This is a genomic window from Myxococcus sp. CA051A (assembly GCF_013336705.1).
Taxonomy (GTDB): domain Bacteria; phylum Myxococcota; class Myxococcia; order Myxococcales; family Myxococcaceae; genus Myxococcus; species Myxococcus llanfairpwllgwyngyllgogerychwyrndrobwllllantysiliogogogochensis.
Map to the genome: position 1 here is coordinate 1 of NZ_JABUMS010000051.1, position 3,313 is coordinate 3,313.

At 65.5% G+C, this 3,313-nt stretch carries 1 protein-coding gene; it reads right to left on the bottom strand.

Features of this window, described 5'->3' with window-relative positions; translation table 11 throughout:
* On the bottom strand, positions 1-3,296 hold a 3,296-nt coding region (locus HUA74_RS44835), incomplete at its 3' end, for an amino acid adenylation domain-containing protein (protein WP_371817412.1).
* Positions 3,297-3,313: the final 17 nt, after the last annotated feature.

Below are 3,313 nucleotides of genomic sequence, written 5' to 3' on the forward strand. Positions count from 1 at the left end.
AGGCAGGAGTCGCGAGTGCGAAGGAGGACGTCGAGGAAGGAAGGGTTGCCGGAGAGGCGAGCGGGGAGAGGGAGAGTGTTGACGAAGAATCCGATGAGGGATTCGAGCTGAGGACGGGTGCGGTTGGCGATGGGAGAGCCGACGAGGAAGTCGAGCTGGCCGGAGTAGCGGGAGAGGAGGAGCTGGAAGGAGGAGAGCAGTGCCATGAAGAGGGTGGCACCGTGGAGACGGGAGAGGGAGTCGAGGGAGTCGCGAAGGTGGAGGGGAAGGGAGAAGCGGTGAGTGGAGCCCTCGAAGGATTGAAGAGAGGGACGAGGAAAGTCAGTGGGAAGAGAGAGGACGTGAGGGACGCCGTCGAGGAGGCGAGTCCAGAAGGAGAGCTGGGAGGAGAGGGTGTCGCCAGAGAGCCAATGACGCTGCCAGGAGGAGAAGTCGGCGTACTGGATGGAGAGAGGGGGAAGGGGTGAGGCCACGCCCTGAAGGCGAGCGAGGTACTCGGCGGAGAGCTCCTGGTAGAGGACGCCGAAGGACCAGCCGTCGGAGATGATGTGGTGGAGGTTGAGCAGCAGCAGATGCCGCTGAGGCGCGAGGAGGAAGAGACGCGCACGGAAGAGAGGACCGAGGGCGAGGTTGAAGGGAGCCTCGGCATCGAGCTGGAGGAGGCGAAGGGCTTCGTCGTCGGGGCTGGGAGCGGCCGAGAGGTCGATGAGTCCCCAGTCGAAGTCGGGAGCATCGGAGATGCGTTGGGAAGGCTCGCCGTCGCCCGGGAAGCGAGTGCGGAGAGCCTCGTGACGAAGGACGAGCGCGCGGAGGCTGTCGTGGAGTGCTGAGACGTCGAGAGCACCCTCCAGACGAAGCGCGAAGGGCATGTTGTAGACGGCCTGCTGCTCATGGAACTGGTTGAGGAACCAGAGGCGCTCCTGCGCGAAGGAGAGCGGCAGCGGTGCATCCCTGCTCACCGTCGAAATGAGCGAGGTGTTCTGAACCGTCTGCGCTGATTGGAGGCGCTGATCCACGGCCTGTGCGAAGGACTCGATGGTCGGTGCTTCGAAGAGCATCCGCACGGCCAGCGGAACACCGAGACGTTCCTGGCTCCGCGAGATGATCTGCGTGGCGAGCAATGAATGCCCACCGAGGTCGAAGAAGGTCGCGGTGACGCTGACCTTGTCGAGCTGAAGCACCACTGCCCAGATGACTGCGAGCTGCGACTCCAGCTCCGTGCGTGGAGCGACGAACGCCTCACCGTCGACGCGATTCGCCTCGGGCGCGGGGAGTGCGCGGTGGTCGATCTTCCCGTTGGGCGTGAGGGGCAGCGCGGCGAGGACGATGACCGTCGAGGGAACCATGTGGCTGGGAAGTTGTTTCCCCAGGTGCTCGCGCAATACGGAGCCGGCGAGCTCCGTCGCGACGTAGGCGACCAGTCGCTTGTCACCCGGCGAGTCCTCCCGCACGAGTACGACGGCGTCGCGCACGTCGGGGTGAGCCCGGATGGCGGACTCGACTTCACCCAGCTCGATGCGGAAGCCACGCAGCTTCACCTGGTTGTCGCGGCGGCCGATGAAGTCGAGAGCACCGTCAGTGCGAAGCCGGACGAGGTCACCGGTGCGGTAGAGGCGAGCGCCGGGAGCCGAGCTGAAGGGATGGGGAATGAAGCGCTCGGCGGTGAGGTCGGGCTTGTTCCAGTAGCCCCAGGCGAGGCCATCGCCACCGACGAAGAGTTCCCCAGTGACGCCCATGGGCACGGGCTGCAAATGCACGTCGAGCACATAGGCGGTGCTGTTGGCGATGGGCCTGCCGATGGGGACGGAGAGTTCCTGGTGGCAGAGGGTGGGGTGCCAGGTGCTGGCGGTGGTGTTTTCGGTGGGGCCGTAGCCGTTGACCAGTCGCTGAGGAGGCCCGGAGGAGAGGACGCGGTTGATGCAGGAGGGGTCCGCGTTCTCACCGCCGATGAGGACGAAGCGGAGGCGAGAGAAGGCGGAAGGCTCGGAGCGGGAGACGAGGTTGAAGAGAGAAGTGGTGAGGACGAGGGCGGAGATGCGCTCGTCGCGGAGACGACGGGCGAGGACAGCCGGGTCGATGACGTCATCCTTCTCAAGGATGACAAGGGCGGCGCCATTGAGGAGGGCGCCCCAGATTTCGAAGGTGGAGGCGTCGAAGGCGACGGTGGCGGCCTGGGCGACGCGGTCGTCGGGCCCGAGTTGAACGTCATTGGAGTTGAGGACGAGGCGGAGGACGCCTCGGTGGGGGATGCAGACACCCTTGGGTCTACCCGTCGAACCCGAGGTGTAGAGGATGTGCGCCAGGTCATCTGGACCGAGGTCGCACTCCAACGGCGCCTTGCCGTTCGCACTCAGCGCTTCGCGAAGCAGGTCAAGACTCAGGAGTCGCCAATCACCCGAAGGCACGCTCTCTCTGAGCGACTCGTGAGTGATGACGGCGACGACTTGTGCGTCGCGAGCCATGAAGTCGAGACGCTCGGAGGGGTAATCCGGGTCGAGCGGGACGTAGGCGCCGCCCGCCTTGAGGATGGCGAGCAGCGTGACAATCAGCTCGGGAGAGCGAGGCAGGCAGACCCCGACCTGAGGACGCGCCCTGCCAATTCCGTGAGCACGAAGGATGCGAGCGAGCTGGTTCGAGCGAGCATCCAGCTCGCCGTACGAGAGCGAGTCGGAGCCGTACTGCACGGCGATGGTGTCGGGACGCAGCGCGGCCTGGGTGGCGAAGCATTCGACGATGGACGAGTGGGCCGGATACGGCCGGCCGGTGTCGTTCCATTCGACGAGCCACTGGCGACGCTCGTCGGCGGAGAGCAGGTCCAGTGAGTGGATGGAGACGTGCGGAGTCCGGACGACCTGCTCCATCAGCCTGCGAAGGTGGTCCGCCATGCGCGCGACGGTGGCTGGCGCGAAGAGCGCGGTGGCGAACTCGAAAACGCCGTGAAGGCCATCCGGCGACTCCTCCAAAGAGAGCGTGAGGTCGAACTTGGAAGTGTGGGGATGGAGTTCGACGTGTTCGACGCTGAGCCCCGGGAAGGACGGCGGTGCACCGGGCGCGTTCTGGAGAGCGAACATGACCTGGACGAGAGGGCCATGGCTCAGGGAGCGCTGGACGTGGAGTTCCTCGACGAGCTTCTCGAAGGGAAGCTCCTGGTGGGAGTAGGCACCAAGGCAGGAGTCGCGAGTGCGGAGGAGGACGTCGAGGAAGGAAGGGTTGCCGGAGAGGCGAGCGGGGAGAGGGAGAGTGTTGACGAAGAATCCGATGAGGGATTCGAGCTGAGGACGGGTGCGGTTGGCGATGGGAGAGCCGACGAGGA